A 23760-nucleotide genomic window follows, 5' to 3' on the forward strand; every position below is an offset into this window, starting at 1 on the left:
GAGATGGCCTCCTGTGCTCTGACAGGAAGCCATCCTAGCTTAGAACTCGTCTAAAGTTGACCCTGATCGCGCAGGCGGGTCGAGTGGCTACCGGGCGTGAGGCGCGGCGGTCCGGCTACGGCTGGGCGTAGCCGTCCAGGAACGAGCCGATCCGGGTCACCGCGTCCCTCAGGTCACCCGCCGACGGCAGTGTCACCACGCGGAAGTGGTCCGGTTCCGGCCAGTTGAAGCCGGTGCCCTGGACGACCATGATCTTCTCGCGGCGCAGCAGGTCGAGGACCATCTGCCGGTCGTCCTTGATCTTGAAGACGTTCGGGTCCAGGCGCGGGAAGAGATAGAGCGCGCCCTTGGGGCGCACACAGGTGACCCCCGGGATCTGGGTCAGCAGATCGTAGGCGACGTCCAGCTGCTCCTTCAGCCGCCCGCCCGGCAGCACCAGTTCGTTGATCGTCTGGCGCCCGCTCAGCGCGGCCACGACGCCGTGCTGGCCCGGCATGTTCGCGCACAGCCGCATGTTCGCCAGGATCGTCAGGCCCTCGATGTAGGAGTCGGCGTGCGCCCGCGGCCCGGAGATCGACATCCAGCCCACCCGGTAGCCCGCCACCCGGTACGCCTTGGACATGCCGTTGAACGTCAGCGTCAGCAGGTCCGGGGCGACCGCGGCCGTCGGGGTGTGCGTGGCGCCGTCGTAGAGGATCTTGTCGTAGATCTCGTCCGAGCAGACCAGCAGGTTGTGCCGGCGGGCGATGTCCGTCAGGCCCTTCAGCATCGCCTCGTCGTACACCGCGCCCGTCGGGTTGTTCGGGTTGATGATGACGATCGCCTTGGTGCGGTCGGTGACCTTGCGCTCCACGTCGGCGAGGTCGGGCATCCAGTCGGACTGCTCGTCGCAGCGGTAGTGGACGGCGGTGCCGCCCGAGAGCGAGACGGCGGCGGTCCACAGCGGGTAGTCGGGGGCCGGTACCAGGACCTCGTCCCCGTCGTCGAGGAGCCCCTGCATCGCCATCACGATCAGCTCGGAGACGCCGTTGCCGATGTAGACGTGCTCGACGTCGGTCTCGATGCCGATGGTCTGGTTGTGCATCACGACCGCGCGGCGCGCCGCGAGCAGGCCCTTGGCGTCGCCGTAGCCGTGCGCCGACGACACGTTGCGGAGGATGTCCTCCAGGATCTCGGGCGGGCACTCGAAGCCGAACGCCGCCGGGTTGCCGGTGTTCAGCTTGAGGATCCGGTGTCCGGCCGCCTCCAGCCGCATCGCCTCCTCAAGCACCGGGCCGCGGATCTCGTAACAGACGTTGGCGAGCTTGGTCGACTGGATCACCTGCATGTCCGCGAGCTTACGACCCGGTAACGGCCCGTGGATGGTGTTATCCGCCACGTGAGACACCCGACCGCCGACCGACACGCCCACGGCACCCGCGAAACCCCGCCCACCCCGTCACCTGTCCGGCCGACCCCCACATCCACCAGGACGAGTGACACCATGCGCCACCGCCCGGGCGACGGGCGCCCCGCTGCGGATGCCCCGTGCGCCTCGCCTACGGCTCCGGGGCGAGGGCCGGCCGGTCCGTCGTGGCGGGGGTCACTGGAAGGACGGCGGGTGTCGCCCCGATAGGGGCGCGGGGAACGGCGCGCCAAGCCACAACGCACCCGCACCCGAAGAACGGCGGCTGAGCCCCGTCAGGGTGTTCGTGGGGGAGGGCGGGGGGTGGGTCGGCGGCTGGGCGGATGCCCGGTGCGGGGTCGTGCCTGTGCCGCCGGCGGCGGCCGTGCGTGGCCTCCGGCAGGCGCGCGCAGTGAAGAGGGCTCGCCGCGGGTGCCGGGGTGAGCGGCCCGTGTGCCTCGTCGGCCAGGGATGGGCGGCAGCCCGGGCGCGGGTCAACTGGGGGTGGTTTCGGGGGAGTCGGGGGTCTGGTGCGGCGGGTGAGGGTGCGTACGGGTTCTTGCTGTTGACCTTTGTGCGGCTTCAGAATGTGCATGACAAGACTGCGGGCGGCCGGAAGATCTCCGGTCGCTTACGTCTGCAGAGGGGACCCCCACATGAAGAAGCCTCTCCTTGCCGCGCTCGCGACCCTGGTGATCACCGGGGCGGGCACGGCGCCGGTGGCCGCGGCGACGGACACCACCGGCACGGCGGCGAAGCCGGCGACCACCCGGGCCGTGGCCGCCGACACCACCGCGAAGGCCGCCGCGCCCGCGATCCAGGCCGTCGACTTCGCCGGCACCGTCGCGCTCAGCAACTGCTCCGGCTCCGTCATCCGCTTCCCGAACTCCGCCGACACCGACCCGGCCCTCGTGCTCACCAACGGCCACTGCCTGGAGACCGGCTTCCCGGCCGCCGGCCAGGTCATCGTCGACCAGGCGTCCAGCCGCACCTTCGGCCTGCTCAACGCCTCCGCGACCCAGGTCGGCACGCTGCGCGCCAGCAAGGTCGCGTACGCGACGATGACCGACACGGACGTCACGATCTACCAGCTGACCACCACGTACGCGCAGATCAAGAGCACGTACGGGATCAATGCCCTGACCGTGCAGAACACGCACCCGACCGCCGGCACCGCCATCACGGTCGTCTCCGGCTACTGGAAGCGGACCTACGCCTGCAGCATCGACGGCTTCGTCTACCGCCTGAAGGAGGGCAGCTGGACCTGGAAGGACTCCGTCCGCTACACCTCGGCCTGCAACACCATCGGCGGCACCTCCGGCTCCCCGGTGATCGACAACGCCACCGGCAAGGTCGTCGCCGTCAACAACACCGGCAACGAGGACGGGGCCCGTTGCACCGTGAACAACCCCTGTGAGGTCGACGAGGCCGGCACCGTCACCGTCCGCCAGGGCATCAACTACGCCCAGGAGATTTACCAGATCCCGGCCTGTTTCACGACCGGCAACAAGCTGAACCTGAGCGCGAGTGGCTGCGCCTTGCCCAAGCCGTAGCGCTCCGCTTGGGGCCGGTGATGGTTCGTTGCCGGCTGCGGACGCGTCGTGGTTGATCGCGCCCGCGCGGCGGAGCCGCATGTTGACACAGCCCCGCGCCCCTTCGGGGGCGCGTCAGGCTGGGGTTCTGCGGATCGATCGGCCGGGTAGGGCGTCCGTGCGGTGGCCGGTCTGAATCACGAAGCGGCCGTCGACCAGGACGTACGGAATGCCCGTGGGGAGGGCGCGGGGCTGTTCGAAGGTGGAGCCCGCCGCGACCGTCTCGGGGTCGAAGAGCACCAGGTCGGCGCGGTACCCCTCGCGGATCAGCCCGCGGTCCGGCAGACGCAGCCGGGCCGCGGGGCGCGAGGTGAGGTGGGCGACGCACTCCTCCAGCGACAGCACCCCCAACTCCCGTACGTAGTGGCCCAGATAGTGCGGGAAGGTGCCGTACGCCCGCGGATGCGGCTTGGCGCCTTGCAGGATGCCGTCCGAACCGCCGGTGTGCGCCCCGTGCCGCATGATCGCGCGGACGTTCTCCTCGTGGCCCACGTGCTGGAGGATCGTCGGCCCCAGCCGGTCCTCGACCAGCAGCCTGCGGGCCGTCGTCCAGGGCGTCTCGCCGCGCCGCCGCGCCGACTCCAGGACCGTGCGGCCGACGTGGTCGGCGAGGGCCGGGTCGGTCACCCCGGAGATCTCGATCGTGTCCCAGTCGACGGGCACACCGTGGCAGCCGTCGGAGCCGACGACCTCCAGGTGGTGCCGGATCCGTTCGGCGGTCGCCTCGTCGGAAAGCCGCCCCAGGATCTCCTCCGGGCCGCCCTCGCTCGCCCAGCCGGGCAGCAGCGCCGCGAGCGTCGTACAGCCCGGGGTGTAGGGGTAGGTGTCGAGGCTGATGTCGGCGCCGCCGGCGATCGCGTCGTCCAGGAGGGCCAGCAGTTCGGGCGCGCGGCCCTCGTTCACGCCGAAGTTCATGGTGGCGTGCGCGAGGTGCAGGGCGCAGCCCGCCGCACGGGTCAGCTCCACCATCTCCGCGTACGCCGCGAGCGCGCCCGCGCCGTAGGAGCGGTGGTGCGGGCAGTAGTAGCCGCCGTACCGGGCCACCACCCGGCACAGTTCGGTGAGTTCCGCGTCCTCGGCGTACATGCCGGGCGTGTAGGTGAGCCCCGACGACATGCCGACCGCGCCCTGCTCCATGCCCTCGGCGACCAGCCGGCGCATCCGGTCCAGCTCGGCGGGCGTGGCCGGCCGGTCCTCCCAGCCGACGGCGAGCGCGCGCACCGTGCCCTGCGGGATCAGATAGGCGGCGTTGACGGCGATGCCCCGGTCCAGCCGGTCCAGATACTCGCCGACGGACCGCCAGTCGAAGTCGATGTCGTCGCCGTACCCGTTCCAGCCGGTGATCGCCCGGCGCACCGCGTCGAGCGTGCGGTCGTCGACCGGCGCGTACGACAGCCCGTCCTGCCCGATGACCTCCAGAGTCACGCCCTGCGCGGCCTTCGCGCTGTGGTCGGGGTCGCGCAGCAGGGCGAGGTCGCTGTGGGCGTGCATGTCGATGAAGCCGGGGGCGAGCACCAGCCCCTCGGCGTCCAACTCCTGGCGGGCCTTGGGGCGTTGGCAGCCCGCCTGGGCCGCCTCCTGGACGATGGAGACGATCCGGCCGCCGTCCACCACCACATCGGCGCGGTACGACGGCGCCCCGCTGCCGTCCACGACGTCCGCGTCCCTGATGACCAGCTCTTCCACCGGCTGCCTCCTAGAAGAACGTGCGGATGTAGTCGACGACCGTGCCGTCCGCCTCGGCCAGCGGGATCAGCTGCCACTTGTCGAACGACGTGCACGGGTGGGACAGGCCGAGCCCGATCCAGTCGCCGACCTCCAGGTCCGCCTCCGGTTCGGTACGCAGCCAGGCGTGCTGGTCGGACAGGCCGGTCACCGCGATGCCGCTCGCCGGCTGTTCCCTGCCGTTCCTGCGTACCACCTGGGCGAAGGGCAGATCGAGGTCGTGGGCCGCGTCCCGCTTGCCCGCGTTGGCGAAGGCCTGCCCGGCGCTGGGACGGGAGACGATCTGCGCCCACAGCCGGAAGGCGGGCTCCAGGGCACCCTCCTCGGGGACCCGGTTGAACGGGGTCACCTCGCGGTAGTGACCGTCGTCGTGCGAGACGTAGGCGCCGGAGCGGAGCAGCTTCAGGACGGGCCGGGACAGCGCGGGGACGCCGGCGAACACATCGGCCACCGCGTCGAACCAGGCGCTGCCGCCCGCGCTGACGACGATCTCCCCGGCGTCCGCGAACCGGCCCGCCGCATCGAAGTCCACGGCGAGCGCGACCAGCCGGCCAAGCCATGCGTGCACCCGCTCCGGATCGGCCCGCGGCACCTCGCCCTCGTACCCGGCGACACCGACCAGCCGCAGCGTCTCCGCGGCGGCCACCGCGTCCGCGACCGCCGCGCACTCCGCCTCGGTCCGCACGCCGGTGCGGGCGTCCTCGCCGGCGGCCAGCTCGACCACGACGTCCACCGGGCGGGCGGACCCGCGCAGCGCCGCGTCCATCAGCTCCACGCCGCGCACCGAGTCGACGTAGCAGACGAAGCGGAAGGACGGGTCAGCGGCGAGTTCCGCGGCGATCCAGCGCAGCGCAGCCGCGTCCACCAGCTCGTTGGCGAGGAAGACCCGCTCGACGCCGAACGCCCGCGCCACCCGCACCTGGTGCGGCACCGCCAGGGTGATGCCCCAGGCGCCGTGCGCGAGCTGGCGGTGGAAGAGCTGCGGGGCCATGGAGGTCTTGCCGTGCGGGGCGAAGGCCAGGCCGTGCCGGGCCGCGTACGTCTCCATGAGCCTCAGGTTGTGCTCCAGGCGCTCGGCGGACAGCGTGAGCACGGGGGTGGCGAAGCCGTCGGTGAACAGATTGCGGCGCTGGGCGGCCAGCTCGCCGACGGTCAGCCCCGCGGCGTCCGGCGGGAGGCCCTTGAAGCGGTGGTCGACGCGTTCCTCGGCCAGGCGTGCCAGCGCCTCCGTGCTCATGGAACCTCCCTGATCAGGTCTGTTGCTTATGTTGCAACGATCATTGCGTATATCGCTCACTGCTGTCTAACATCTCGGCCAACGCGGGGTCAACGGAGCCGCCATGACCCGCGTACGCACCGAGGAGCCGCGACGATCGTGACCGACACCGGACCTGGCACGGACCCCGACGTCGTGGACGTCGTCGCGCTCGGCGAGTCCATGGTCACGTTCCTGCCCACCCGCACCGGCCGCCTCGCCGACGTGCCCTCCTTCGACCGTGCCATCGGCGGCGCCGAGTCCAACGTGGCCTGCGTCCTCGCCGCCGCCGGGCACTCCACGCGCTGGGTCAGCCGGGTCGGCGCCGACGGCTTCGGCGACCATCTCGTCCGGGCGATCGGGGAATACGGCGTCGACGTCGCCTCGGTGCGGCGGGACCCGGCGCGGCCCACCGGGATCTACTTCCGCACCGCCGGCGACCGGGCCGGCGACGACCACGAAGTCGCCTACTACCGGACCGGTTCGGCGGCCTCCGCGATGTCCGTCGACACCGTGGACCTGGCGGCGCTGCGAGCCGCGCGCATCCTGCATCTGTCCGGGATCACGGCCGCGCTCTCGGCCGGCTGCCTCGAACTGCTGCGCGCACTGACCGCGCCCCGGCCCGGCCGCCGGCCCCTCGTCTCCTTCGACGTGAACTTCCGCCCGGGCCTGTGGCGCGACGCCACCGCGCCCCGCGTGCTGCTGGACCTCGCCCGCCGCTGCGACCTGGTCTTCGTGGGCACGGACGAGGCGGAGGCGGCCTGGGGCGTCACACCGGACCCCGACGCGATCCGCGCCCTCCTCCCGGAACCCCGGACCCTGGTGGTGAAGGAGGGCGCACGCGGGGCGACGGTCTTCGAACGGGCGGACGCGGCCGGCGGCGTTCGTACGGGCGCGGTGGACGCGGAGGGTGCGGGCGGCGGCGTTCGTACGGGCGCGGTCGGCGCGGAGGGTGCGGGCGGCGGCGTTCGTACGGGCGCGGTCGACGCGGGGGGTGCGGGCGGCGGCGTTCGTACGGGCGCGGTCGACGCGGTTCGGGCGGGCGGTGCACGCGGTGCCGGGGGTGCCCACGGTGCCGGCCCCGTGGGCGATCCGGGCCGCTCGCGCGACGTGGGCGGTGCTGGGCACACCCGGTCGGAGCGGACCGGCTCCGAGCCCGGTCGCACCGCGTCCGCGTCGGGCCGGGCAACACGGCCCACGACGGCCGCGGACACGCGCCCCTCCGTCCCGGTTGCGGACGCGGGCCCTTCCGTCGTGGCCGGGGAGGGCACTTCCGTCGCGGTCGGGGACGCGCGCTCCTCCGTTGCGGTCGGGGAGACGGGCATTTCCGTCGCGGTCGGGGAGACGGGCGCTTCCGGCCCGGTCTCGGACTTGCGCGCATCGGTCCCCGTCCCGAGCGCCGGTACCTCGGTCCTTGACGGAGACACGGGCACCCCCGTCGCCGCCTCGGACACCCGTACCTTCGTGCCCGCTCTGCACGTCGATGTCGTGGCGCCCGTCGGGGCCGGGGACGCCTTCGCCGCCGGGTTTCTCTCGGCGACGCTGCGCGGGCTGTCCGTGCGGGAGCGGATCAGGTCCGGGCATCTCCTGGCCGCCGCCGTACTCACCGTCCCCGGCGACCTCGCCGTGCCCCCCTCCAGGGAGCACGCCGACCGGCTGATCGCCCTGGACGACGCGGCCTGGGGGAGACTTCGACTCGGCCCCGGCTGGACCCACGCCACGGGCCGGGCCGATGAGGAGGTACCCACGCCATGAGCCAGACCGTCGACCGCGCGCTGAGCATCCTGCCGCTGCTCGCCGAGGGCCCCGCCGACCTCGGCCAGGTCGCCGACCGGCTCGGCGTGCACAAGTCCACCGCGCTGCGCCTGCTGCGCACCCTGCACGAACACGGCCTCGTCTACCGCCAGGCCGACCAGCGCTACCGGCTCGGCGCCCGTCTCTTCGCCCTCGCCCAGGAGGCGATGGAGAACCTGGACGTCCGCGAGATCGCCCACCCCCACCTGGTCCGCCTCAACGAGGCCTGCGGACACACCGTCCACCTCGCCGTGTACGAGGAGCACGAGGTGCTGTACATCGACAAGGTGGAGAGCCGCTACCCGGTGCGCATGTACTCGCGGATCGGCAAGCCCGTCGCCATCACCGTCGCCGCCGTCGCCAAACTGCTCCTCGCCGATCTGCCCGACGCCGAGCGCCGCGCCCTCGCGGAACAGCTCGACTATCCCATGTACACGGCCCGCTCCACCCCCAACGCCCCCGCCTTCCTGAGGGAGTTGGACAAGGTCAGAGAACAGGGCTGGGCCACCGACCTCGGCGGCCACGAGGAGTCCATCAACTGCGTCGCCGCCCCCATCCGCGGCGCCGACGGCCGGGTGGTCGCCGCGATGTCCGTCTCCGCGCCGAACGTCGTCGTCACCGCCGACGAACTCCTCACCCTGCTCCCGCAGGTGCGCCGCACCGCCGACGCCATCAGCGGCGAGTACTCCGGCAGAACTCCAGTGAAGGAAACCCCCGCATGACCGAGAAGACCGCGCTCACCCCCGCGACCCACACCACCCCGCCCGCGACGTTCTCGCACGGGGTCAAGAAGGGCAACATCCTCCAGGTCGCCGGTCAGGTCGGATTCCTCCCCGCCGAGCCGGGCAAGCCGCCCACGCCGGCCGGCCCCACCCTGCGCGAGCAGACCCTCCAGACCCTCGCCAACGTCAAGGCGATCCTGGAGGAGGGCGGCGCCAGTTGGGACGACGTGATGATGATCCGCGTCTACCTCACCGACGTCGACCACTTCGCCGAGATGAACGACCTCTACAACACCTACTTCGAGGAGCAGGGCCTCACCCAGCCGCCCGCCGCGCGCACCACCGTCTACGTCGGCCTGCCCGCGGGCCTCCTCATCGAGATCGACGCGCTCGCCGTCCTCGGCTGACCGCCCCCGCACCCCGCATCCGCACGCCCGCCGCACGGCGCTCCCCACCCCGGGGCGCCGCGCCGCGATCCCCCCTGCCCGAAAGCACCGTGTACGCCCCCAGAGGACCCCCACATGCCCCCCATATCCCTGCCGCTCGCCGCCGCCGCGCCCGCCGCGCCACCCCACACCGGAGGGCTGCTCCTCCTGGTCGACGGCACCACGGGACTGCTCGTCGTCGCCGCCATCGGCATCGCCCTGCTGCTCTTCCTGATCATCAAGGCGCGGCTGCAGCCCATCGTCGCCCTCCTCGCCGTCTCCATCGCCGTCGGCCTGCTCGCGGGACTGTCGGTCACCGAACTCTTCGGCACCGTGCAGCGTTCCGACGCCGTCTCCACCATCGAATCCGGCATGGGCGGCATCCTCGGCCATGTCGCGATCATCATCGGCCTCGGTACGATGCTCGGCGCGATCCTCGAAGTCAGCGGCGGGGCCGAGGTGTTGGCGTCCCGGCTGCTCGGCCTGTTCGGCGAGCGGCGGGCACCCCTCGCGATGGGTCTGACCGGCCTGATCTTCGGCATCCCCGTCTTCTTCGACGTCGGCATCTTCGTGCTCGCGCCGATCGTGTACGCCGCCGCCAAACGGTCCGGCAAGTCCATCCTGCTGTACTGCCTGCCGCTGCTCGCCGGCCTGTCCATGACGCACGCGTTCCTGCCGCCGCACCCCGGCCCGGTGGCCGCCGCCGGGCTGCTGCACGTCCAGCTCGGCTGGATCATCCTCATGGGCGTCGTCTGCGGCATCCCCGCCGTGCTCGCCGCCTGGGCCTTCTCCGCCTGGATCGGCCGGCGGATCTTCGTGGCCGTACCGCAGGACATGGTCGAGGCCGCCGAGGAGGCGCGGCGGGCGGTGGTCGAGGAACAGCGGGCGGCCGGTACGCGGGCGCAGGAGAAGCCGGTCCCGCTGGGCACGGTCCTCGCCATCATCGGCACCCCGCTGGTGCTGATCCTCGCCGCCACCTTCTCCTCGATCGCCCTCGATCCCTCCACCACCCGTTCGGTGATCGAGTTCTTCGGCAACCCGTTCGTGGCGCTGACCATCGCGCTGCTGCTCGCGTACTACCTGCTGGGTCTGCGCCGTGGCTGGTCCCGCAAGTCCCTGGAGACCGTGTCGACGTCCTCGCTGAAGCCGGTCGGCAACATCCTGCTGGTGGTCGGCGCGGGCGGTGTCTTCGGTGCCGTGCTCAAGGCGAGCGGCGTCGCGCAGGCCCTGTCGGACACCTTCCACGACGTCGGCCTGCCGGTGATCGTGCTCGCCTACCTCATCTCGGTCGTGCTGCGGGTGGCCCAGGGTTCGGCGACCGTCGCGATCGTCACCACGGCCGGCATCGTCGCCCCCCTCCTCGCCGAGGGCGACCACTCGCAGGCGTTCGTCGCGCTCGTCATCATGGCGATCTCGGCCGGCTCCATCTTCGCCTCGCACGTCAACGACGGCGGCTTCTGGATGGTCGCCAAGTACTTCGGCATCAGCGAACGCGACACACTGAAGACGTGGACCGTTCTGGAGTCGGTCCTCTCGCTCGCGGGCTTCGCGGTCGCCGCCGTACTGAGCCTGTTCGTCAGCTGAGTTGAGCGGACCCGAGCGGGGCCCGGTGACCGGGGTGAACCGGGGTGAAGGGTGGGCTGACTGGTTCCGGCACAGGAACGTCGTCCATACTGCCCGCGTGGAGCAGCGCATAGGATCGAGCAGCCAGCCCCTTGAGGGCGCCGGATTCGACCCGGCCTTCATTCCCGGGATCACCGCACCCGTGGCGGCGGACCGGCAGGACACCGAGGCGGAGGACGCCGTCGAGACCGAGGAGACGGCCTCGGCACGCGACACGCAAGCGTCCACCGCCAAGGCCGAGGACGGCGCCGAGGCCGCGCAGGACAAGGCGGAGGCTCTGGCCGAGGACGCCGAGGCCGACGACGCGGGGGCCAAGGCCGAGGCCGAGGGCGAGCAGGACGACGCGGAGCCGGACGGCCCGGTCTTCGAGGCCGCCGACCGCCGTGCCCGGATAGTCGCCGACCGCAAGGGCGTCCGGCTCCGCCTCGACGAGGAGTCCTGCGAGTTCCGCTGGGACGAGATCGGCGCGGTCGAGACGGAGACGCCCCGCTTCGGGAAGCGTTTCACCGTCACGGTGCACACCCCTGACCGCCGCTGGTACCCGATCGAGATCGAGGCGACGGCCAGGACACGCTTCAAGGAGTGGGAGGAGCAACTGGACGCGGTGCTCGACGCCTACTTCGAGGACTAGCGGCCCCCCGCGGGGGGCCGCCCGGCCGCGGTACAAGTGCCGTGCGATGAGGTGCGGGCCGGGCCGTCAGGGGACCGCCGTCATTTCCGCGACCCGGGCGAACTCCTCTTCCAGGCGGTCGTGGCCGAGGGCCGCGAACTCGCGGTCGAGGTCCGCCGGTGTCACGTCGCGCAGCTCCACCATCGTGCGGGCGGCCCGGACCCACGGTGCCCACTCCGACCCGTACTTCACCTGTTCCATGTGGCATCCCGGGATGGGTTGGAGCGTCACGGGGTGGTGGAGGGGACCGACGACCCCCCACGCGGGTACGTGTCTCGCCCATGCCGCCACGAACCGCCCACCCCGCAGGGCACGGCAGAGCTGGATGGAGATCCCGGCGCACGGCACACACACCGGCGGGCTCGTCGTCCGCTCGCCTTCCCGGATCGGGCCGACGCTGTCCCGCAGGAGGAACAGATGCGGGCCGTGCGGGTCCGGCGGCATACGGGAGCACACTTGGCACATCATGTTCAGCATCGCGCGGCGCTGCCGGTAGGGGTGGACGTTCCGGAGCTGCGGGCTGCCCCGGCGGCGCTTGGGCCGGAGGGCGTAGCGGGCCCAGAGCACGCCGAAGCTGTCGCGGTCGTACGGGGTTTCATCCACGTAGGCGATCCCCGGGGCCACGCGGCGGCGGGTGATCGGGCACTTCAGGAGTCTTTCCTCACTCCATCCGGCGATGTAGGGGACGATGCCTGGCGGTGCCGGGGGCAACACGATCGAGGACCTTCCTTTGTCGAGACGTGGGTGGCGGGCCCGCCGGCCCCGCGGGGGAGAGTCGGGTGCGGGAGGCCGGCGGGCGCCTGGGGGCTCCGGTCACTCCCTGGGGCGCGAGCGACCGGAGCCGGTCATGGGGTCAGCGGTCGATACCGGCTACGAGGGCGGCCGGGGCATCGGCACCAGGGGCACGGGGCGTACCTGTCCGCGGTCACCGGGGCTTTCCCTGTCCGTCTTGGTGGCCGGGCACTGGTACGGCGGGTGCCTGCCCGTGGCCGGTGTCAGCCGCTGGGTGGGCGGGACGATGACCCGTCCGCTGTCACGGGCGACCGTCCCGTAGCGGTCCACCTGGTAGACCCGCACGGTCGTCTGGCTGAGCGGCGGGTTCGGCTGCGGGGACCGCGCCCCTGCGGTCGTCTGCGGGCGGGTCACCGGCGGTTGTCCCTGACGAGCCGGTACAAGCCATCAGCCTTCTGCTCGCCAAGGTTGACGGCCGTCTCGATCGTCAGAGGCCGGCCGCACCAGATGCACACGCGGCCGGCGGTCCGGTCCTCGTCCAGGCTGTCCAGGTCGGGCAACGCCAAGACGGCCAACACCTCTGGCGGGATCCCCTGGACGGCACTGCTCATCGGCTCGCCCCCTGGGACGGCCGGACGGTACCGTGCGTCACGTCGACTCCTTCGCCAGTCGGCCACACCCCCGGGACCGTTCGCGCGGTCGCCGGGGTCTCACTTGCTGACTCAGAGTGCCGACAGAAAAGCGGTGTGGCGTTGACAAAGGTGTCAACGCCACGAGGCTTGACCGGAGTTCACCTATGCGCTACACGCCGCACCACAGCGCGTAATCTCGAAGGTCATCACTGAGGCGTGGCCGTGCCCGCAGCAGAGTCGCCACCGTCTCGTGCACCGAATGGTGATAGCGGGTGAGCTGCGGCGACGCCGACCGAGCAGCCAGCAGCGACTTCAGCGCCTCATCCTGCTGCGCTGTCCAGGTTTCGGCGTTGGCCTTGTCGATCCAGAAGTGCGCCGCGCGGGTGGGCGGGTAGTCGTCAGGAAGCCGCACCCCCGAGGCGACAGTCAGAGCCTGGTCATAGTTGTTCTGATCGCCCGCGGCGGAGATCTCGTGCAGACGGACGTTCAAGGGCCCGAACGCGAGGGCGTAGTCACGCGTCTCGCCGGTCCGCTCGGCGAGTTCGGCCGCCTCTCCGATCCAGTCGGCTGCACTGCTTTCGTCGCCGCCACGAGCCGACAGGGTCGCGGCCCGCAGTTGGAGCGTGCCTCGGACCGCACGCGTCTGCCGCGTCCCATCGTCATCCAGCTCTCGCAACGCGTGCCGCATCAGGGACACCCCGCGGTCAAGTCGGGAGCTGTCGGCGGCCATCTGGGCACGCTCGTACCGCTCGATGGCTACCTGCCGTGGATCGCCCGACTGCGGTGCGGCCACGCCCATGCGGGACAGGGCCAGCCTGGCGAGGTCCATGTACCCGATCCGGTAAGCCACGATGGCCGCCGTGCGGCAGATCTCAGCCTGTGCGGCATACGCGCGCTCGCGGTCTCGCCCCGCGCTGGCGTGGAGCTGCGTGGCCAAGGCCAGTTCAGAGATGAGCCCGGGCAGGTCCGCGGCGATCTCGGTGAACCGGGCCTTCACCCGTAGGCCGTAGAGGCGTCCTACGTCGCCCTCGATGGCGTCGAGCGGGCGGGGCGGTGGAGCGTCGTCCGGCGGCAGGTCCCAGTCGTCGAACGCGGTGCTGATCGGTGTGAGGATCGCGTCCAACTGCTCCTTCTGGAGCGTCTGAATGTAGGGCTGTCCCCGCAGGACGGAAACCTTCACGGCAAGGGCACGGGCCACGGAGGCGAGAACAGCCTCGGTTGCGGCACGCCGGCCGGTCTCGATGCGGGAGAGCAGGCTCGGCGAGACGTGCGCCCGCCGGCCGAGTTCAAACAGGGAGTAGCCGCGGATGGCTCGGACATCTCGGATGCGTGCCCCGATGCGCTCTGGGGCAGCGGAGGCGGTGTCGGGCATACTGGACCCCTTCGAGTCTCGACACCCCGAAGGTACTCCTGGCAGCGCCGGGGAAACGGTACACGGCCCCCATCTACCTCGTCGGGGGCTATCGCGCTGTACGGCCGTCTTCGGCCCTGAACGCACGAACGCGGCCCTTGCCGCCCGAAGGCGGCACGGAACGCCGCCGGTTACCCGTCCCAGCAGGACTCGCCGACGCCCTCGGTGTAGGAGTCCGGCAGGTACGACGGTGGGAGTCCGCCACCCCGCCGTGGCCGCAGCCAGAGGTGGCACAGACCCTCATAATGGAGAGAGGAACGCTGGTGCCGGAGCTGGTTCTGTGGGACATCGACCACACGCTGATGGCGACGCGGGGCCTCGGACATGAGCTGTGGGCCGAGGCGTTTCACCAGGTGACCGGCGTGCGGATGCGTCAGCAGGCGGACGTCACCGGGTCCACGGAACGCGTGATCCTACGCGAGACGGCGCGGCTGCACGATGTGCCCTACACCGACGACCTGTTCACGGCGTTCGCCGAAGCACTGGGGGCCGTGCACGTTCGTCGTGCCGCCGAGCTGCGCGAGCGCGGTCACGCTCTCCCCGGGGCCGCCGCCGTCCTTTCGGCCGTCGCGGACCAGGGCGTGCGCCAGTCCGTGGTGACAGGCAATGTGCGCGGGGCCGCAGAGGTGAAGCTGGCGGTGTTCGGTCTCGACAGCTACCTGAGCCTGGACGATGGCGCGTACGGCGAGGACGGTGAAGGACGGCCCGAGCTACTGCGTGCAGCGCTGAAGCGCGCGGCCGTCCCTCCGGGAGCCGCCGTGTTCCTGGGAGACACGCGCGCCGACGTGGCGGCCGGGCGCGAGGCCGGGGTGCGCGTGGTGGCGGTTGCGACCGGCCGCGCCTCGGCGAGCGACCTGCGCAACGCGGGTGCTGATGCCGTGCTGGGTGACCTGTCGGATGCGCCCCGGGCCGTTGCCGCCATCGGGGCATGACGAAACGACCCCTGCCGCCGGCACCGCGATACAGATGCTCGACACCGTGGAGGGGATGGAGTCGCACCGGCTCTACGACCGGCTCGTCGGCGTACGCCGCAACCTCGCCACCACCCGCAGCGGGTCCACGCGCGAGGTCGTCGACCGGATCGACGAGACCCTTCGCATCCCGCTGTAGCCGACTGTGGTCGGATAAAGCGCGTCCCCGGAGGAGAGGCAGCAACATGTCAGTGTGGCGGAACCTCGGCGAGCGCACCGTGTACGAGAACCGGTGGGTAGAGGTGAATATGGCCGACGTGGAACTGCCGGACGGCCGACACCTCGACCACACCGTGATCCGGCTGCGGCCCGTGGCGGTGGCCGCGGTCGTGAACGAGGCGGACGAGGTGCTGCTGCTGTGGCGGCACCGGTTCATCACCGGCGCGTGGGGCTGGGAGTTGCCGTCGGGCGGGACCGGTGAGGGCGAGGACCCCGCGGTCGCGGCTGCGCGGGAGTTCGAGGAGGAGACCGGGTGGCGGCCCGGCCCGATGCGGCTGCTCCTGGCGGTCGACCCAATGCCGGGGATCTCGACGTCGCATCATCGGGTGTACTGGTCGGATCGCGCCGAGAAGGTTCGCACCGCGCCGGAGGATGCGCACGAGTCCGCGCGGCGGGAGTGGGTGCCGCTCGCGAAGGTGCCCGAGTTGATCGCCCGTGGTGAGGTGCGGTCGGCCAACGCGGTGGCGGCGCTGCTGATGCTGCACCATCTGCGCCTCGGGTGATCGAGGGCATGACGAAATGACCCCCACGGCCGAAGCAGCAGGGGCCAGACGCTTTGCTCGGCGGTATCAGGCACGCGCCTGAATCGGCGTCGTCCCGGGCGCCCGCCCACGGCCGTCCGGGCGCCCGGAGGGGCGACGCGGAAGGGGGCGGTGGCCGAAGCCGCCGAAGCGACCTGCGCAACGCTGGTGCTGATGTCGTGCTGGGTGACCTGTCGGATGTGCCCCGGGCCGTTGCCGCCATCGAGGCATGGCGGAACGACCCCTGCCGTCGGCACCGCGATACAGATGCTCGACACCGTGGTCTCCAGGCAGATGCCGTTCTGCGCGGTGGCGTGCCGGGGAAGGTTTCGCAGGCCGGTCGAACGCGCGGTTCGGATGCGATCCTCCGCGTGGGCCCGCAGCCGGTGGCGGAGCTTGAGCTCAGCGATCGGCCGGTCGGGGGTTTGTGGCTAAGCAGGTGATCCGCATGCCGTCGGCGTCCGTGTATCTCAACTGGGCACGGGAGTGAGGCCGTTCCCTGCGGACGATCAGCCGCATGCCCTTGGACCGGCCGTCCAGGACGTCGTTGGCGAGTTCGGCGACCCAGGCGCCGTCGCGGGCCTCGCCGTCCGTCTCGGCGGTCGGGGTCCAGGCGGATCGAATCCAGAGGGGACGAGGCTCCGCGCGACGCCGGGTGGGTCACGCGGAGCCTCGCACGAGGAGGCGCGGGTTCAGGCCGTTGCGGCGGCGACAGGCACCGGGCGACCCGGTGTGTCCAGCCAGATGCGCTGTCCCTCGGCGGTCACGGTGACCCCGAAGCGTTCGCGGCCGGGGCGGTCGTGTCCGACGTAGAACTCGTGCGCGGCCTCCACCGCATCCCACAGCAGCCGCGGCCCGGCCTGCCGCGCCGTGCCGTCCTCCGCGCGTGCCCAGGCACCGTCAGCGCCCCACAGCTCCACGGCCGTCACGCCGCCGTCCTCGGCGCGCTCGAAGGCGAACGCGGTCTCGGGAGCGACGAGAGACAGGACGAAGCGAAACGCCTCGTCCTCGGCGACCGCGGTCAGGTCCAGGCCGGTGAGTCGGCCGCTCGTCGCCCCCGGCCTGCCAAGGTGGGCCGGGGTACCGGTGGTGCCGGCGTCGCGCACGGTCATGAAGTAGGAGGGGGCGGGAAGGAACCGGCCCTCGGCGCGGCCGTCGTCGGCCACCACCAGGCGCACCGTGCCCCAGCCGAGCGGACACACGATCAGGCCGGCGGGCCGCACCTGCTCCCGCCACGCGGCCGGGATGGTGCTGAAGCCACAGGTGGCGATGAGCCGGTCGTACGGGGCCCGGCCCGGGTATCCCTCGCGGCCGTCCCCGGCATGGACGAGCGGGGTGTAGCCGCTGCGCCGGAGCCGAGAATTCGCCAGCCGCGCCAGCACCGGGTCAACCTCGACGGTGACGACCTGGTGACTGCCCAGCCGCTCCGACAGCAGCGCCGCGTTGTAGCCGGTGCCGGTCGCGATCTCCAGCACCCGGTGACCGTCGGCGACGTCGAGGGCTTGGAGCATGACGAACATCAGGCCCGGGGCTGTCGAGGACGAGGTGGCCACGCCGTCCGTGAGCTGCGTCGCCAGCGCATCATCCGTGTACACCAGGTCGAGCCAGTCCGGATCGGCGGACGTCACCCGTCGCGGTCCCTCGCCCGCCAGGGTCCAGAACTCCGGCACGAACGGGTGGCGCGGAACGGTCTCGAACACCTTGCGCCATGTCGGGTCGGTGAGTTGGCCGCTGGTCTCCAGGTTCTCGGCGAGCGCCGCGCGCAGCTGCTCGGCGCGCTCCTCGGTGTGCATGGTCATGGTCGTCCCTTGGCGAGTAGGTCGGCGATGTGCGCGGCGATGGGCAGGCCCGTGCGGTTCTGGATCCAGGACCACTCTCCGGACGGGTTGCACTCGAACATCACCCAGTCGCCGGCCGGGGTGACGGCGAAGTCGAACGCGCCGAAGCCGAGCCGGAAGTGCTCCAGCCAGCCCAGCACGCCCGCCCGTACGTCGTCCGGCACTTTGCCCACGTCGTAGGTGAGTGCGTCGTAGTCGCTGCGCCAGTCCACACGGGCCGCGTCGCTGCCCGTGTGGATCTCGGCGGCGAACATCTCCGTCCCCACGACGGTCAGCCGCACCTCGTGGCTCTTGGTGATCCATTCCTGGAACAGGTGCGCCGTCAGGGACACGGAGTCGTCGATGGTGTCGGGGTCCACCAGGTGAGTTGGGACCCCGCTGCGGCGGCCGTCCGGGTATTCCAGCGGGCCGCCCATGAGCGGCTTGCAGATCACCCGGCCGTCCACCTGGTGGCAGAACTTCCGGGCCGCCTCCGGCTCCGTGGTGATCAGCGAGCGCGGTGTGCGTAGCCCGTGCGCCGCCGCCACCGGAAGCTGCCCCGGCTTGTGGGAGGCCATGCCGTCCACGTCGGGCCGGTTGACCCACATCACCGGCAGCGCGTACAGCGTGCCGAGCAGGCCGGCCAGGGCCTGTTCGTTGGCCCACGTGCGGTGGGGCTCCTCCAGTTGCTCGGAGACGGCGGGAAGGCGGGGCCGCCTGTAGTAGACGGCCCTCACCTCCTCCAGCCGCACGGAGCGGTACTCGTCAGCCAGGCTCCCCGCCCAGGGTGCTGCAGTGTGCTCAGCGGACAGGGAGATGGTCTGCGGGAAGTCGCCCATGTCGAGCCTCATGACCGGCACGTGCCGGGTCGTCAGCTCGTCGACCACCAAGTCCGCCGCGGGGTCCAGTTCCTTGGTGACGACCAGCACCGGGCCGCCGGACAGGTGCTGTGTCACCGCATCAGGTACGGGTCGGCCGTGTCGTCGTTCTTGCTGTCCCAGTTCGTGTTCGTGCAGCTCCCGGCCAGGGAGGTGGACCGGCTCCACAGGTCGCCGGAGCCGTCGGTCAGGATGTTGACCTGCCGGGCCGGGTCGTACGTGAACGAGCCCGCCTCCAGGGTCACGGTGTATGGGGTGCGCTCGACGCGGGCACCGAACGGGACGAGCGCTGCTGCTGTGGGCATGCTTGCCTCCTGTCGTTGATGCTGCTCGGACTGTTCTCCGCCCCGCCTACGTCCGAGGACGGTGACGAGGGTCTTGCAGGGCCCGCTCCGCCCCGGTGGGGAGCCTGCTGTGTGGGGGCGGAGCGGGGGTCGTACGCCGCCCGGCGCCGGGCGCTCGGTCTCCCGCACCAGGCGGCGGGCCAAGGGCCACCGCCAGCGACAGGCGGGGGCGCGGACTCGCGGACCCACAGCGGGAACAACCGGCCGCAGTGACGCGCCACGCCCCACACAAGGCCGGCCATCCCCCACCGGCGGGCGCAGTGCGCGCAGTCGATGGCCATCTGCTGGCGCGGGCTGAGCTGGTCGACGCGCGGCGGCTCGTCCACGGATGACGCGCTCACTGCTCGCCGTACGCGCGCGGCTCGGCCCACCCGCGTATCCCTCCGTGCACCAGCTCACTGCCCCAGTCGTGGGCGAGGCCGCCGACGAGGAGGAGCCCGCGGCCGTGCTCGGTATCCGGGGACGGCGTGCCCGGGACAGGTCTGGTGCGCGAGGTGTCCGTCACGACGGTCCGCGCGGACAGGGGCCCGTGCGCGTGATCGAAGCGCCGACCGTCGCCGCGTCCGTGTGCTCCACCGCGTTGGCCATCAGCTCCGTGACGACCTGCTCGGCGACGTCGAGCAGCTGAGGCAGGCCCCAGGTCTCCAGGGCCAGCGCTCTGTCCCGTTGCGCCTGCCGGGCAGCCTCCAGCTTCGCCGGACAGCGCTCCTGACAGCGCTGTGGCCCTCCGTGTGCAGCGGTCATGGTCATCGTCGCGTCCTTCGGTGGTGCTCGCGTTCGATGGGCGGGCTGGGCTGTCAACGCCGCCCGCATGGAGGGAGGGCAGCCGGTGACCAGACAACTCCCCTTCGCGCCGAGCTGGTGAGTCGTCTCGTCACCGTCCACGCAAGCAGCGTCGTGGGGGCGGCTGCGACGCCGGAGCGATGTAAGAGCGATGAAAGAACGGGACGTTGGTGGCATGATCCCTGCCGACGCCGGGGCACGAACAAGGCGGGAGCGGTACGGTCCCCCATACCCGTCCCGTCACATCGGATGCTGCTCGGAGCCGGTATGGCTGACCGCCGCACGATCCCCAACACCGTGTTACGCGCGGTGCGCGAGAACGAGTTCCAGATGTCCCGCCAGGAGTTCGCGAAGCTCATCGTGACGACCGGTGACGAGATGGGCGAGACAGTCGCTTGCACGCCGCGCCTGGTGGCGGCATGGGAGGACGGGGACGTTCACCTTCCGCGCGCTGTGTACCGGCGTGTCCTCACTCGGCTGACAGGGCGCACCATGGGTGAGTTGGGGTTCCGCCTCAGCAGCCCGGCGCGGCCGGTCGCGTCGGCATCCGTGGCGGACGTGCCGGAACAGGAGGGAGGCGTGGACCGCCGTGCCTTCGTGGTGGACGGTGCGGGCGCTGCCCTGTCGCTCATCCCGTTCGGGGCCGCCAGGGAGAACCCGCCAGGCCGGATCGGGGTCGGCGATGTGCGGGCCGTCGACCGAGCCGTCAGCCAGATCTACGCACACGACCACGACCACGGCTCCGCCGCTCTGCGCCGCGATGCCTCCGAGGCGCTGCACACCGCCTACCAGTGGCTCCAAGAGGGGACGTACACCGAGCGGACCGGCAGGCGGCTGCGGTCGGCGACCGGTCATCTGTCGATCGCGGCCGGGTGGTTGTCGTACGACTCCGGCCGCCCCGCCGACGCCCGCAGCCTCTACAACGAGGCGCTGGCCGCCGCCCGGATCGCCGACGACTCGGCCCTGGAAGGGCACGCCTTCGGCTGCCTCTCTCTGCTGGCCAAGGCATCGGGCCGTCCCCGCGAGGCGATCTCCGCAGCTCAGGGCGCGCAGACGGTGGTGAAGTCGTACGGCTCGGCGCGGATGCTCTCCCTCATGGCGATGCGGGAGGCCGGCGGCTGGGCCCTGCTCGGCGATGCCAGCGGCACGGATCAGGCGATCGTGCGCGCCCACCGCCTCTACTCCAAGGGGCCGAGCGACGCTGACCCCGCTTGGCTGGAGTTCTACACGCCCGCCGAACTGGCCGGACTTGAAGCTCTCGCGCGGGCCGATCTCGACCAGCACGAACGGGCCGCAGCCGGAGCCGAGCAGGCCGTGTTGCTTCACGGCGACGCCTTCGCCCGCAACCGCGCCCTGTACACCGCGGACATCGCGATTCAGCATGCGGTGAGGGAACGGCCCGAGCCGGAAGCCGCGGCAGAGGCCGCCGGGCGCGTCCTGGCCTACCTTCCCGAGGTGCGTTCGGACCGGCTGGTGAAGCAACTGCACAACGTCGAGAGCGCGCTTCAGCGGCACGCCGCCGTCCCGGCGGTTGCTGACTGCCTGGAGGAGTACCGCACCTTGACCGGTGTCAGCTGAGGAGGAGACGGTGACCACCCCGAGCACGCGTACCAACGTGGTGATCCGCACCTACGGGCCCGGCAAGGTGCCGCCGATGCTCGACGTGCTCGCCGACATCTGGGCCGACGCCCATCCCGAACTCGTCGACAACCCGAGCGCGGAGGCACTCGGCCTGTCCGCGCCCGCCTTGCGCCGCCAGGTCGAAGGCCACCTGAAGCACTCCGGCTTCAGCCTTGTCGTCGCCTACGCGGGTGGCACTCCCGTGGGCTTCGGCTACGCCTTCCCTTGCTCTGCCGACTACTGGTTCGGCCCCGGCCTGGTCGACCAGGTACCCGAGGGCGCCCGCACGGAGCGCCTGATGGGGCTGTGCGAACTGGCCGTGCGCCCGCCGTGGCAGTCCCAGGGCATCGGCACACGGCTGCACACCGCGCTGCTCCAGGCCATCGATCCGAAGTGGTCCTCACTGCTCGCACTGCCGTCCAACCAGCGCGGTCAGGACCTCTACGCGCGGCTCGGCTACGGGTGTGCGGGCGAGTACAGGAACACACCCGACGGTCCGGCCTTCGATCTGCTGCTTCTCCGTGTCGAGGACGTGGACTGACGAAGGGGCATAGGCCGGGGCAGCCCAGAGCGGCCGTGGTCAGCGACGGCACGGGGCGAACGGCCGGGCCGCGCACAACGTGACGTAGCCGAGCGGGCCGACGAGGACGGCGGCCGTAGCGGTCAGCCCGGGATCTCATCTCCTCGTCCCGGGCGGTTTCCCGCCTCTGGGGCGGGGCCCTGCTAGACGCTGGATGCCTGGTCAGGGCCCTCGTGGCAGTTGTCGACGCACGATCGGCACCACGGCGTGATGCCGTACTGCGCCGCCCCGTCGAACCGGGTGCTCCCGGTGTGCGACGCGGCGGCGTCCGCGGTCATCCGGCCCACGACCGTCCGGGCGCTCGGAGGGGCGACGTGGAAGGGGGCGGTGGCCGAAGCCGCCGCCCCCCGGGGGTTCGCGGTGTTACGGCAGTGCGTGTACGTGGGGCCCCACCGTGTTCGACCAGGCGTTGCCCGAGGTCGCGTCCCAGTTGGTCGACCAGGTCATCGCGCCCCGCAGGTCGGGGTAGGTCTTCGACGGCTTGAACGAGCCGCAGCCCGTGCCCTTCGTCAGGCAGTCCAGGGCGTTGTTGACCACCGTCGGGGAGACATAGCCGCCGCCCGCCGCGCGGGTCGACGCCGGCAGGCCCAGGCCGACCTGCGACGGAGCGAGACCGCCTTCGAGCTGGATGCAGGCCAGCGCGGTGAGGAAGTCCACCGAGCCCTGGCTGTACACCTTGCCGTCACAGCCGAGCATCGAACCGCTGTTGTAGTACTGCATGTTGACGACCGTGAGGATGTCCTTCACGTTCAGCGCCGTCTGGAAGTATCCGTTCGACGTGGACTGCATGTCGATGGTCTGCGGGGCCATCGTCAGCACCAGCGAGGAGCCCGCCTTCGCCGACAGCGAGCGCAGCGCCTGCGTCATATAGGTCGCGTTCAGCCCGTTCTCCAGGTCGATGTCGACGCCGTCGAATCCGTACGTCCGCATCAGCGAGTACACGGAGTCGGCGAAGTTCGCCGCGGACGCCGAGTCGCTCACCGACACGGTGCCCCGCTCGCCGCCGACCGAGACGATGACCTTCTTCCCGGCGGCCTGCTTCGCCTTGATGTCCGCCTTGAACTGGTCGACGGTGTAGCCGCCGAGACCGGCCGAGTCCAGGTTGAAGGTGACCGCGCCCGGCGTCGACGTCGCGTCCGCGAAGGCCACCGCGATGATGTCGTACGCCGACGGCACGTCGGAGACCTTCTGGACCGTCGCCCCGTTGTTGAAGTTCTGCCAGTAGCCGGTCACCGCGTGCCGGGGCACCGTGCCGCCGCCTCCGCCGTTGCTCGTGGCGGTGGTGGCCGTGACCGCGGCCGACTTCGGTGACTCGCCCGCCGAGTTCGTCGCCGTCACCTGGAAGGAGTACGAGGTGGCGGCGGCGAGGCCGGTCACCGTCGCCGACGTACCGGTCACCGCCGTGACCTTCGTGCCGTTGCGGTAGACGGAGTAGCCCGTCGCGCCGGACACCGCGCCCCAGGACAGGGAGACGGAGGAGGACGTCGTCCCGGAGACGGTGAGGCCGCTCGGGGCGCCCGGCACGGTCGGGGCCGGGTCGCCGCCGCCCCCGCCGTCCGGTCCGTAGACGGACACGTCGTCCGCGACGTACGCGGCCTGGCCGTACCAGCCGTGCGTGTAGACCGCGACGGACGTGGTGCTGGAACCCGTCGTGAACGTCGTCGTCAGCTGCTTCCAGGAGGCCGAGTCGGGCGTCCAGGTGGACACGTCGGTGGTGCCGGTGCCCGTCACACCCAGGTAGGTGTAGCCGCCCTGCACCCACGCGCTCAGCGTGTACGTCGAGTTGGGCCGTACCGCCACGGTCTGGGTGCAGCGGGCGTTGTCCTGCCCGGCCGGCGTCGCCTTCAGCGCGGCGGTGCCCGAGTGCACCGGCGAGGAGACGGTCGTACCGCTGCCCGCGGAGCAGGTCCAGTTGCTCAGGCCGGACTCGAAACCGGCGTTCTTGACGTTGTTGACGTCCGCCGCGGCTGCGGGTGCGGCGGCGAGTCCCGCCGCGGACAGGGCGAGCGCGGCGGTCACGGACCAGGTCCGTATCCGTCGTCTGGTGCGTCCGGGCATGCCT

24 protein-coding genes and 3 pseudogenes are annotated in these 23760 nt (G+C 71.6%); 12 read left to right on the forward strand and 15 right to left on the reverse strand.

What is annotated here, in order from left to right:
• Window positions 1-115: 115 nt before the first annotated feature.
• Window positions 116-1327 (reverse strand): pyridoxal phosphate-dependent aminotransferase, encoded by a 1212-nt coding sequence (locus AC27LF_RS07410; RefSeq protein WP_479656757.1) that lies wholly within the window; start codon window positions 1325-1327, stop codon window positions 116-118.
• A 713-nt stretch (window positions 1328-2040) separates the two neighbouring features.
• Here AC27LF_RS07410 and AC27LF_RS07415 point away from each other — a divergent pair.
• Entirely contained in the window at window positions 2041-2937 is an 897-nt protein-coding gene (locus tag AC27LF_RS07415) for a trypsin-like serine peptidase (RefSeq protein ID WP_479656758.1), read from the forward strand.
• 114 nt (window positions 2938-3051) lie between these two features.
• On the opposite strand, the gene AC27LF_RS07420 is transcribed toward AC27LF_RS07415, so the two are convergent.
• A complete protein-coding gene (locus tag AC27LF_RS07420) occupies window positions 3052-4662 on the reverse strand; it encodes an N-acyl-D-amino-acid deacylase family protein (protein WP_479656759.1) in 1611 nt (536 codons plus the stop codon).
• Window positions 4663-4672: 10 nt separating this feature from the next.
• A complete protein-coding gene (locus tag AC27LF_RS07425) occupies window positions 4673-5938 on the reverse strand; it encodes an amino acid deaminase (RefSeq protein ID WP_479656760.1) in 1266 nt (421 codons plus the stop codon).
• 138 nt (window positions 5939-6076) lie between these two features.
• Between AC27LF_RS07425 and AC27LF_RS07430 the strand changes: the two are divergent.
• From AC27LF_RS07430 to AC27LF_RS07455, 6 genes and pseudogenes are all read left to right on the forward strand, one after another.
• Window positions 6077-6928, forward strand: a pseudogene (locus AC27LF_RS07430) (sugar kinase); the annotation flags it as partial.
• Window positions 6929-7342: 414 nt separating this feature from the next.
• Window positions 7343-7711: pseudogene (locus AC27LF_RS07435) on the forward strand (PfkB family carbohydrate kinase); the annotation flags it as partial.
• A complete protein-coding gene (locus AC27LF_RS07440; RefSeq protein WP_479656761.1) occupies window positions 7708-8472 on the forward strand; it encodes an IclR family transcriptional regulator in 765 nt (254 codons plus the stop codon). The pseudogene AC27LF_RS07435 and the gene AC27LF_RS07440, both read left to right, overlap by 4 nt.
• Entirely contained in the window at window positions 8469-8879 is a 411-nt protein-coding gene (locus AC27LF_RS07445) for a RidA family protein (protein WP_479656762.1), read from the forward strand. Before AC27LF_RS07440 ends, AC27LF_RS07445 begins: the two co-directional genes overlap by 4 nt.
• Before the next feature lie 114 nt (window positions 8880-8993).
• A complete protein-coding gene (locus tag AC27LF_RS07450) occupies window positions 8994-10481 on the forward strand; it encodes a GntP family permease (RefSeq protein WP_479656763.1) in 1488 nt (495 codons plus the stop codon).
• A gap of 97 nt (window positions 10482-10578) precedes the next feature.
• Complete coding sequence (locus tag AC27LF_RS07455; protein ID WP_479656764.1) at window positions 10579-11151, forward strand: hypothetical protein; 573 nt, start codon at window positions 10579-10581, stop codon at window positions 11149-11151.
• 66 nt (window positions 11152-11217) lie between these two features.
• Here AC27LF_RS07455 and AC27LF_RS07460 read toward each other — a convergent pair whose 3' ends face one another.
• The 4 genes from AC27LF_RS07460 to AC27LF_RS07475 form a co-directional block, all read right to left on the reverse strand.
• Window positions 11218-11904 (reverse strand): hypothetical protein, encoded by a 687-nt coding sequence (locus tag AC27LF_RS07460; RefSeq protein ID WP_479656765.1) that lies wholly within the window; start codon window positions 11902-11904, stop codon window positions 11218-11220.
• A 156-nt stretch (window positions 11905-12060) separates the two neighbouring features.
• Window positions 12061-12336, reverse strand: coding sequence for a hypothetical protein (locus tag AC27LF_RS07465; RefSeq protein ID WP_479656766.1), 276 nt, complete (start codon window positions 12334-12336; stop codon window positions 12061-12063).
• Complete coding sequence (locus AC27LF_RS07470) at window positions 12333-12533, reverse strand: hypothetical protein (RefSeq protein ID WP_479656767.1); 201 nt, start codon at window positions 12531-12533, stop codon at window positions 12333-12335. Before AC27LF_RS07470 ends, AC27LF_RS07465 begins: the two co-directional genes overlap by 4 nt.
• A 190-nt stretch (window positions 12534-12723) precedes the next feature.
• The gene (locus AC27LF_RS07475; protein WP_479656768.1) at window positions 12724-13926 is read right to left on the reverse strand and encodes a helix-turn-helix domain-containing protein; all 1203 of its coding nucleotides are present in this window, start codon (window positions 13924-13926) and stop codon (window positions 12724-12726) included.
• Between the two features lie 302 nt (window positions 13927-14228).
• Here AC27LF_RS07475 and AC27LF_RS07480 point away from each other — a divergent pair, with 302 nt between their 5' ends.
• The 3 genes from AC27LF_RS07480 to AC27LF_RS07490 are packed head-to-tail and all read left to right on the forward strand — an operon-like array spanning window position 14229 to window position 15658.
• On the forward strand, window positions 14229-14897 hold the full coding sequence (locus AC27LF_RS07480; RefSeq protein WP_479656769.1) for an HAD family hydrolase: 669 nt from the start codon (window positions 14229-14231) through the stop codon (window positions 14895-14897).
• A 34-nt stretch (window positions 14898-14931) separates the two neighbouring features.
• Window positions 14932-15075 (forward strand): hypothetical protein, encoded by a 144-nt coding sequence (locus AC27LF_RS07485; protein WP_479656770.1) that lies wholly within the window; start codon window positions 14932-14934, stop codon window positions 15073-15075.
• A 46-nt stretch (window positions 15076-15121) separates the two neighbouring features.
• Complete coding sequence (locus AC27LF_RS07490) at window positions 15122-15658, forward strand: NUDIX domain-containing protein (protein WP_479656771.1); 537 nt, start codon at window positions 15122-15124, stop codon at window positions 15656-15658.
• A 305-nt stretch (window positions 15659-15963) separates the two neighbouring features.
• Here the strand turns inward: AC27LF_RS07490 and AC27LF_RS07495 are convergent.
• The 6 genes and pseudogenes from AC27LF_RS07495 to AC27LF_RS07520 all read right to left on the reverse strand — a co-directional run.
• A pseudogene (locus AC27LF_RS07495) lies at window positions 15964-16294 on the reverse strand (IS1380 family transposase); the annotation flags it as partial.
• A gap of 74 nt (window positions 16295-16368) precedes the next feature.
• The gene (locus AC27LF_RS07500) at window positions 16369-17475 is read right to left on the reverse strand and encodes a methyltransferase domain-containing protein (protein ID WP_479656772.1); all 1107 of its coding nucleotides are present in this window, start codon (window positions 17473-17475) and stop codon (window positions 16369-16371) included.
• Window positions 17472-18449 carry an ATP-grasp ribosomal peptide maturase gene (gene tgmB / locus AC27LF_RS07505; RefSeq protein ID WP_479656773.1) on the reverse strand — a complete coding sequence of 326 codons (978 nt, stop codon included), beginning with the start codon at window positions 18447-18449 and terminating at the stop codon, window positions 17472-17474. Before tgmB ends, AC27LF_RS07500 begins: the two co-directional genes overlap by 4 nt.
• Window positions 18446-18676: a putative ATP-grasp-modified RiPP gene (gene tgmA / locus AC27LF_RS07510; RefSeq protein ID WP_479656774.1), complete on the reverse strand. Its 231-nt coding sequence runs from the start codon at window positions 18674-18676 to the stop codon at window positions 18446-18448. The genes tgmB and tgmA overlap by 4 nt, the downstream gene beginning before the upstream one ends.
• Before the next feature lie 376 nt (window positions 18677-19052).
• Window positions 19053-19220 carry a hypothetical protein gene (locus AC27LF_RS07515; RefSeq protein WP_479656775.1) on the reverse strand — a complete coding sequence of 56 codons (168 nt, stop codon included), beginning with the start codon at window positions 19218-19220 and terminating at the stop codon, window positions 19053-19055.
• Window positions 19217-19465 carry a hypothetical protein gene (locus AC27LF_RS07520; RefSeq protein ID WP_479656776.1) on the reverse strand — a complete coding sequence of 83 codons (249 nt, stop codon included), beginning with the start codon at window positions 19463-19465 and terminating at the stop codon, window positions 19217-19219. Before AC27LF_RS07520 ends, AC27LF_RS07515 begins: the two co-directional genes overlap by 4 nt.
• 300 nt (window positions 19466-19765) lie before the next feature.
• Here AC27LF_RS07520 and AC27LF_RS07525 point away from each other — a divergent pair, with 300 nt between their 5' ends.
• Both AC27LF_RS07525 and AC27LF_RS07530 read left to right on the forward strand, forming a co-directional pair.
• Complete coding sequence (locus AC27LF_RS07525; protein ID WP_479656777.1) at window positions 19766-21076, forward strand: NsdA family TPR-like regulatory protein; 1311 nt, start codon at window positions 19766-19768, stop codon at window positions 21074-21076.
• Between the two features lie 10 nt (window positions 21077-21086).
• Complete coding sequence (locus AC27LF_RS07530) at window positions 21087-21659, forward strand: GNAT family N-acetyltransferase (RefSeq protein ID WP_479656778.1); 573 nt, start codon at window positions 21087-21089, stop codon at window positions 21657-21659.
• 182 nt (window positions 21660-21841) lie between these two features.
• On the opposite strand, the gene AC27LF_RS07535 is transcribed toward AC27LF_RS07530, so the two are convergent.
• Window positions 21842-21976: a hypothetical protein gene (locus AC27LF_RS07535; RefSeq protein WP_479656779.1), complete on the reverse strand. Its 135-nt coding sequence runs from the start codon at window positions 21974-21976 to the stop codon at window positions 21842-21844.
• Between the two features lie 85 nt (window positions 21977-22061).
• Window positions 22062-23756, reverse strand: coding sequence for a chitinase (locus AC27LF_RS07540; RefSeq protein WP_479656780.1), 1695 nt, complete (start codon window positions 23754-23756; stop codon window positions 22062-22064).
• Window positions 23757-23760: the final 4 nt, after the last annotated feature.

This window comes from Streptomyces diversicolor (genome assembly GCF_057537855.1).

Coding starts and splice junctions, on each gene's coding strand:
- AC27LF_RS07445 (WP_479656762.1), top strand. CDS start 8,469: ATGACCGAGAAGACCGCGCTCACCCCCGCGACCCACACCACCCCGCCC.
- AC27LF_RS07500 (WP_479656772.1), bottom strand. CDS start 17,475: ATGACCATGCACACCGAGGAGCGCGCCGAGCAGCTGCGCGCGGCGCTC.
- AC27LF_RS07485 (WP_479656770.1), top strand. CDS start 14,932: ATGCTCGACACCGTGGAGGGGATGGAGTCGCACCGGCTCTACGACCGG.
- AC27LF_RS07425 (WP_479656760.1), bottom strand. CDS start 5,938: ATGAGCACGGAGGCGCTGGCACGCCTGGCCGAGGAACGCGTCGACCAC.
- AC27LF_RS07535 (WP_479656779.1), bottom strand. CDS start 21,976: ATGACCGCGGACGCCGCCGCGTCGCACACCGGGAGCACCCGGTTCGAC.
- AC27LF_RS07450 (WP_479656763.1), top strand. CDS start 8,994: ATGCCCCCCATATCCCTGCCGCTCGCCGCCGCCGCGCCCGCCGCGCCA.
- AC27LF_RS07525 (WP_479656777.1), top strand. CDS start 19,766: ATGGCTGACCGCCGCACGATCCCCAACACCGTGTTACGCGCGGTGCGC.
- AC27LF_RS07415 (WP_479656758.1), top strand. CDS start 2,041: ATGAAGAAGCCTCTCCTTGCCGCGCTCGCGACCCTGGTGATCACCGGG.
- AC27LF_RS07410 (WP_479656757.1), bottom strand. CDS start 1,327: ATGCAGGTGATCCAGTCGACCAAGCTCGCCAACGTCTGTTACGAGATC.
- tgmA (WP_479656774.1), bottom strand. CDS start 18,676: ATGCCCACAGCAGCAGCGCTCGTCCCGTTCGGTGCCCGCGTCGAGCGC.
- AC27LF_RS07490 (WP_479656771.1), top strand. CDS start 15,122: ATGTCAGTGTGGCGGAACCTCGGCGAGCGCACCGTGTACGAGAACCGG.
- AC27LF_RS07475 (WP_479656768.1), bottom strand. CDS start 13,926: ATGCCCGACACCGCCTCCGCTGCCCCAGAGCGCATCGGGGCACGCATC.
- AC27LF_RS07520 (WP_479656776.1), bottom strand. CDS start 19,465: ATGACCATGACCGCTGCACACGGAGGGCCACAGCGCTGTCAGGAGCGC.
- AC27LF_RS07440 (WP_479656761.1), top strand. CDS start 7,708: ATGAGCCAGACCGTCGACCGCGCGCTGAGCATCCTGCCGCTGCTCGCC.
- AC27LF_RS07540 (WP_479656780.1), bottom strand. CDS start 23,756: ATGCCCGGACGCACCAGACGACGGATACGGACCTGGTCCGTGACCGCC.
- AC27LF_RS07470 (WP_479656767.1), bottom strand. CDS start 12,533: ATGAGCAGTGCCGTCCAGGGGATCCCGCCAGAGGTGTTGGCCGTCTTG.